The 6,633-nt window shown below is 41.3% G+C and carries 7 protein-coding genes and 1 pseudogene; 4 read left to right on the top strand and 4 right to left on the bottom strand.

The annotated features are described in order from the left end of the window. The first annotated feature begins 165 nt into the window (after positions 1-165). Positions 166-1,374: an HhoA/HhoB/HtrA family serine endopeptidase gene (locus tag HWQ37_RS13505; RefSeq protein WP_292748035.1), complete on the top strand. Its 1,209-nt coding sequence runs from the start codon at positions 166-168 to the stop codon at positions 1,372-1,374. A 251-nt stretch (positions 1,375-1,625) separates the two neighbouring features. On the opposite strand, the gene HWQ37_RS13510 is transcribed toward HWQ37_RS13505, so the two are convergent. From HWQ37_RS13510 to HWQ37_RS13520, 3 genes and pseudogenes are all read right to left on the bottom strand, one after another. Continuing rightward, entirely contained in the window at positions 1,626-1,973 is a 348-nt protein-coding gene (locus tag HWQ37_RS13510; protein ID WP_292748037.1) for a DUF760 domain-containing protein, read from the bottom strand. Positions 1,974-2,165: 192 nt separating this feature from the next. Then, positions 2,166-2,702 carry an SMC-Scp complex subunit ScpB gene (gene scpB, locus HWQ37_RS13515; RefSeq protein ID WP_292748039.1) on the bottom strand — a complete coding sequence of 179 codons (537 nt, stop codon included), beginning with the start codon at positions 2,700-2,702 and terminating at the stop codon, positions 2,166-2,168. A 60-nt stretch (positions 2,703-2,762) separates the two neighbouring features. Beyond that, positions 2,763-2,861, bottom strand: a pseudogene (locus HWQ37_RS13520) (IS5/IS1182 family transposase); the annotation flags it as partial. A 206-nt stretch (positions 2,862-3,067) separates the two neighbouring features. Here HWQ37_RS13520 and HWQ37_RS13525 point away from each other — a divergent pair. The 3 genes from HWQ37_RS13525 (at position 3,068) to HWQ37_RS13535 (ending at position 4,907) form a co-directional block, all read left to right on the top strand. Continuing rightward, the gene (locus tag HWQ37_RS13525; protein ID WP_292748041.1) at positions 3,068-3,727 is read left to right on the top strand and encodes an HAD family hydrolase; all 660 of its coding nucleotides are present in this window, start codon (positions 3,068-3,070) and stop codon (positions 3,725-3,727) included. A gap of 183 nt (positions 3,728-3,910) precedes the next feature. After that, a complete protein-coding gene (hpxZ, locus tag HWQ37_RS13530; RefSeq protein WP_292748043.1) occupies positions 3,911-4,297 on the top strand; it encodes an oxalurate catabolism protein HpxZ in 387 nt (128 codons plus the stop codon). 31 nt (positions 4,298-4,328) lie between these two features. After that, complete coding sequence (locus HWQ37_RS13535) at positions 4,329-4,907, top strand: O-methyltransferase (RefSeq protein ID WP_292748045.1); 579 nt, start codon at positions 4,329-4,331, stop codon at positions 4,905-4,907. Positions 4,908-5,516: 609 nt separating this feature from the next. Here HWQ37_RS13535 and HWQ37_RS13540 read toward each other — a convergent pair. Further along, entirely contained in the window at positions 5,517-6,191 is a 675-nt protein-coding gene (locus tag HWQ37_RS13540; RefSeq protein ID WP_292748047.1) for a hypothetical protein, read from the bottom strand. Between the last annotated feature and the right edge of the window lie 442 nt (positions 6,192-6,633).

Below are 6,633 nucleotides of genomic sequence, written 5' to 3' on the forward strand. Positions count from 1 at the left end.
GGGAGACGAGGGAGACGAGGGAGACAAGGAGATAAACAAAACTCCTAACTCTTAACTCCTAACTCCTAACTCCCTAATTTCTCGTAAATTGATCTGTCCACTTGCCGTTAGCTTGACTACACTTAGAAATTAGCAACTGCATTGCTGTTCTTGAGCAAAACAATTATGAAATTATCCTTAAAGCAACTGGTGGTTTATGTATTTTTACTGGTAATTGGCGGTGGTGCAGGTTTGTTTGGCAGTCGCTATTTCATTCCACAAAATCGCTCGTTCCAACAGCTAAAAAATGTAACAATGGCTTCGCCTCCAGAATCCGTAGTTCCGAATTCTCCTAACGGAGCTATTGGGGCTACTGGTGGCGATAATGTGAATTTTATTGCGACGGCAGTGCAAAAAGTTGGCCCGGCTGTAGTGCGAATTAATGCCACTCGCAAAGTAGCCAATCCCATCTCTGATGCTTTGAAAAATCCTATCTTGCGGCGATTCTTTGGAGAGGATGACCAACCAATTCCTGAAGAACGCATTGAGCGCGGTACGGGATCGGGATTTATTTTGAGCGAAGATGGAGAATTGCTCACCAACGCTCATGTAGTGGCAGATACAGATACAGTACAAGTTACCCTTAAGGATGGTCGGAGTCTAGAGGGGAAGGTGGTAGGAGTTGATTCTGTAACAGATGTGGCGGTGGTAAAAATAAAAGCGAATGATTTGCCGACGGTAAAACTGGGCAATTCGCAAAATCTGATACCAGGACAATGGGCGATCGCTATTGGCAATCCTTTAGGTTTAGATAATACTGTTACTATCGGCATCATCAGCGCTACAGATCGCACCAGTACTCAAGTTGGAGTCCCAGATAAGCGAGTCAGCTTTATCCAAACTGATGCCGCAATTAACCCTGGTAATTCTGGTGGCCCCTTATTAAACGCCCAAGGCGAAGTGATTGGTATTAACACTGCCATCCGTGCTGATGCTCAAGGACTCGGTTTCGCCATCCCAATTGAAACCGCCGCCCGCGTCGCCAATGAACTTTTTACTAAAGGGCATGTGGAACATCCCTTCTTGGGTATTGAAATGGCAGACCTTTCTCCCATAAGAAAGCAGCAGATTAATCAAGAAAATCAACTGAATATTCAGCAGGATGCTGGAATTGTGGTTAAAGGATTCACAGATGATTCCCCAGCCAAGCGTGGAGGACTGCTCCCTGGAGACGTGATTCAAAAATTTAACGGTAAACCGGTCAAAACTTCAGCCCAAGTTCAGAGGCTGGTAGAGTCTAGCAAAGTTGGAGACATAATAGCGATCGAAGTCAACCGTAGTGGCAAAATTCAAACCTTTAAAGTGCAATCAACAGCTTATCCTGATAGAAAGTAGTCAGAATAATTCGTAATTCGTAATTCTTACTTACAAGATGCTCTCTACGAGACGTTGCGCGTAGCGTCTCCCTTTGGGAGAAGAGAAGGCTTTAAGGCTGCGCTATAACGGGAAGATTCAAATCTCCATAAAGTCTTGTTGACTACTGAATCAAGAATTCAGTATCGGCTGCTATAGCCTTTTTAATTACGAATTACGAATTAGTAATTATTTGGTCAATAGTTCTAGAATGTTTGATTACTGACTATTAATTATTGACCATTAGACAAATGCTCTAACTGCATTCTTTGTTCCATCTGGCGCAGAAAATACCCCGTCATCATCGCCGACGCTAGAAGTCCAGCTAAGTTATCCCGATCTGTTGTGATTTGCACGTTAAAATTTTCTGTCGGGAGCATTCCCACTAGCCCTTGGACATTTTGCGAGATAATTTGTTTAATTTCGGGGCTAGCGGACTGAGCAACCCTAGCTAAAACATCAGGAGACTGATGCTGTAGATATTTGAGTAACTGATTAGGGTATTCCTCAGAGTGGTCGGAAAGAAGTTGATTAGGGTGTTCCTCGGAGTTGTCATTCAAAAAGTCAGGATTAAACACCATTGGCAGTTTTATTTAGCTGAATTGCTAACTCTACTCTAAACCATAGTACAAGGGTAGCGCATTCACCACGGGTATAAGTCTTTAAGAGGATTGGGCATAGGGCATAGGGCAGAAGTTCTTTAATTTTGAATTTTGTTAGCGTAGCGGTAGCGAGTATTCGAGCGTCATTTTGAATTTTGAATTGATTGCTCCCTACTCCCCATTCCCTACTCCCTCTAGTTCTAGTTCTAGTTGTTCTTCCTTTTGACTGGTGGAAAGTATTTGCGGAAGTTGTTCGATTTGGAAATACTGATGAAATTTCGGTGTTACTTGCAGTGAGTAGGAGCGAGAATCACTGTCTCGCCGCTTGCGGATGAAACCAAGTTCGACGAGTTCTGGGACGTGTTGATATACTCCCGAACCGCGCAGGTTAATCAAGTCGCTTTGAAGTATGGGACTATTAAGGGCGATCGCAGCTAAAGTCCGCAATGCACCTACACCCAATTCTACTGGTATCATCGTTTGCACTAAATCGTGAAAGTCAGACCGTAGTTGCAAACTATAACCATCTGGAGTTTCTACTACCTCTAGGGCGCTATCTCGGTGGGCATAGTTGTCCATGAGTTCAATTATGCCTTCTTTGACAGTGGCGCGATCGCACGCGGCATACTCGGCGATTTCGCCGAGCGACAAGGGCTTACCCTTTAAATAGAGAATTGCTTCTATCTTCGTCGCTGTGGCTGTAATCATTAGACCTGTTGCAAAAAAGTTTTGTGGTATGGTGGAGGGCTGACTAAATCCAAGAGAAATTTAGGCTTCTTTTTGAACTTCATAATCATAAATCCCAGCAATTAAATGACAGCGCAATCCAAAACGTTTTCTACGATTGCGGTAAGCTTGTTCGGATAACCTCGTGTTTGCTTAAAACTGGTTGTATGTATGTTCTAACACCTTAACCATCTCATCGAAAGTATGTCGTTGCACCCCGACCAAATGTTTGAACTGCCGATTCGATAACTTTTTTGTTTGCTCGTATTGCATAATTAGTATTGATTCAAGCGACAAAACCTAACATTTTACCAGAAAATATTTTTGCAAGAGGTCTAATATAAAATATGCTTTCCTCCTCCGTCCTTTTCGATCTTGACGGAACTTTGACAGATCCGAAACCTGGTATTACAGGTTGCATACAGTATGCGCTCTCCGAACTCGGTTACAGACCACCCAATGCTGATGACTTACATTGGTGTATTGGCCCACCACTGAAAGACAGTTTTTCGCAATTACTCAATACCTTGGATAGCACAGTAATTGAACAGGCTATTTCACTGTATCGCCATCGCTTTGCCACCATTGGCTTATTTGAAAACTCCCTTTATCCCGAAATTCCCGAAGTCTTAAAAACTATTCGTTTTGCTGGTTATAAAACTTTTGTTGCAACTTCCAAACCAGATATTTATGCTACGCAGATTATTAAATATTTTGGTTTATCGTTGCTTTTTGATGGTATTTATGGTAGTGAACTTGACGGAACGCGGAGCATAAAAGGCGACTTAATTCACCATATTTTGTTAACAGAAAAACTTTTACCCTCTACTGTGGTGATGGTAGGCGATCGCTCACATGACATCATTGGAGCCAAACATCATCAAATTGCCTCAATTGGTGTTACCTATGGCTATGGAACTGAGGAGGAGTTAAAATCTCATGGTGCTGACTCGATCGCTCATTCCCCAAGTGATATTCCTAGATTAATAATTCGTAACTCAAAATAATTCAGAAGTCAGAATTCAGGAGTCAGAATCAAGACGCTCAATGACTCGCTAACGCTACGCTATCAGTCGGGGATTCAGACTCGCTTGCTGCCGGTGCTATCCACCAGTCGTACAGAATTCATTCTGAATTCTGACTCCTGACTCCTGAATTCTGTTTGATAATATCAAAAATTGGTAACAACAATGACTACTATAAATGACCCTACTGTTGTAGCTGAAGTAACTGATTTGTATCTCAAGTATGAAGAAGCCCTTTCTAATAACAATTTGGAGGTAATGGATAGCTTATTTTGGGATGCGCCCGAAGTAGTGCGATTGGGGATCGCAGAAAACCTTTATGGTAGCGATGAAATTCGTAACTTTCGTCAGAATCGACCAAACCCAAAAATAGAGCGAGAAATCTCGAATCTCAAGGTTGTAACCTTTGGCAAAGATGCAGCAACAGTGACTTTAGAATTTCGCCGAATTATCAATGGTGTAGAGCGTTTCGGGCGACAAAGCCAGACTTGGTACAGGTTTACCGAAGGATGGAAGGTAGTTTCAGCGCACGTTTCATTATTACCAGTGTGATGCTGCGAGAACTTTTGATCGAGGAGTAGACATGACAAACTATCCCATCGCCTCTAGTCCATCATTAGTGCAGCAGGCCGAATCCCTAGCTGCACAACTTGAATTTACTCAATCTTCACTCCCGGAAGTTGGTCGCCTATTACACGTCCTTACCAGTCACATCACACAGGGTCAAATTGGTGAGATTGGTAGTGGATGTGGGGTTGGTGCAGCGTGGATTGTGAGTGCATTACACCCAGATACTACATTGATTACCATAGATAGCGATCGCCAGCTTGCCAAAGTTGTGCAACAGCTATTTGCAAATAAGTCTAATGTCCGCGCACTTCAAGGCGACTGGCGCGATTTACTCACCTATGCTCCCTTTGATTTGTTATTTGCCGATGGCGGAAAGGCCAAACTTACAGAACCTCAGACATTAATAACTGCTCTCAAACCTGGAGGCTTCATCTTAATAGACGATCTCACACCCGAAGAATACTGGCCACCAGAATGGCACGGACGCACAGATCCAATCAGAGAGTTTTGGCTCAAAGATCCTCGGATTACTGCCACAGAAATCCGCGTGACAGCAAAAAATTCAGTAATTCTAGCAACACGCATTCAATGAAATAGTGCTTACTACGTTATACCAATTTAAAAAAAGAATGCGACAAATAGACCATTTGTAGAGACGCGATGAATCGCGTCTTTACCCAAAGATGTGTTGCAACCATTAATTGAATTGGTATTAGCCATTGCATCAACATTAGAGCGAAACTATTTGGTCATAGGGCATTGGGCAAAACAGTTTCTCTTTATCCAAGTTCCGTTAGCGGATAGCTAGGGTTTAGCCAGTGCTGAGTTAAAGAAGTGAGATTCCCTACTCAGCACTCCTGATAATTCAATATGCTTGGGTTAAGGGCAGGGCTATTTCGTTCTAGACAGAAACCCGCCCAGAACTGAAGTTCTTTGGCTTTTAGCTAAAGTCCGTTAAAACAGACTATAACCTTTTCTCAGTCGTCTTTAGACGACTTTTGCTATTAGACTCAGAATTCATTCTGAGGCGGCCTATATGAAAATGAAATAGCCCTGGGTTAAAGGTTATTGGTGTAAATAATTGGTCTTTCAAGACGCGATAAATCGCGTATCTAGATCAGGGTTTTGTTGCTCATTCTGAAGTGTATTGCCTGATAATTGGGTTGTAGAGCGAACTTTTGGTTGGCTATGCTTCAAAATATCAGATGCATTTATTTTTTTGGCTATAAAATCTAGTTGCTAAAAGAGCCACACCTGCGACCAAAGTTGCTAATACACTATCAGATTCAGGGACGGCAGTAACTTGAGCATCAATTCGTGCAGTTCCAGCAAACAAACCAGTCAATTCAGAGTCGCCTAATATATTGGCAAACTCTGGAGAAATCAACAATTTCACATCAGGAATGGTTAAATTTTGTCCATCAAATGCCACAAGTCCCGGAGCTATCAAATCAAACAAAATTGTATTTAAAGAAAATGTGTCTCTTAAAACAAGTCCGCTAGCACCTGTGACAGTACGTCCTGGAGAAAAACCAATTGAAAAGTCACCAACAGTAATATCCTTATTAAAGGTAACAGTACCAGTATGCTCGATTGTACCTGAGAGCGGAGTAAAACCGCCCTCATCACTGAACGTGAAGTTAGTAAGTGAGTCGATGTTGAAGCCAACTAAATAACTACTAGGAATTGGTGCGACTGTCTGATTAGTGCCTGTCAAGTCTAGCCCAATACTACTAAGAATCTTCTCATGATCGCGATCGATGCTGGTAACTCCAGATATCACTTTAAAAGTTGCAGCTTCTACCTGTATGGGTGCTATTGAGATAAAAGCTGCTGTCGTACAACCAAGAATCCCTGCAAACTGAGAAAAACGCATATATATTTCTCTGATGATCTTCGTAGTTTATTTTATCTAAAAAAACGCTATTTGTTAATCTATGAACTCCGAAACTACCGCTAAAAAACTATTCTTAAAACTTAAAAATTCATTCCTTAAAGTTAATATTTAGTAAATATCCAGTTAATAACAAAATTTAAGCCATACAGTTATAAATATAAAGTTAAATAAGTGGGTATAAATAAAGATCGCTACACAAAATAAGGCGTAGAGTATGAGATACAAGGCATTAACGATAGAATAGTAAAAACATATAGTTATGTTTAATTATGTCCAATGCCAATTATTTAGCCTTCAACTTAACAAGTGTGAGATGGTAAGATATAAGCTTTACCGTTAATTATTGATAAGGTTAGGTTAAGAGTTGCAGTACTGTCTTAATATAATTTCGATTTAATAATGATACAAATATATTATGATA

Origin of the sequence: Nostoc sp. NMS4 (assembly GCF_017115095.1) — a bacterium.
Lineage (GTDB): Bacteria > Cyanobacteriota > Cyanobacteriia > Cyanobacteriales > Nostocaceae > Nostoc.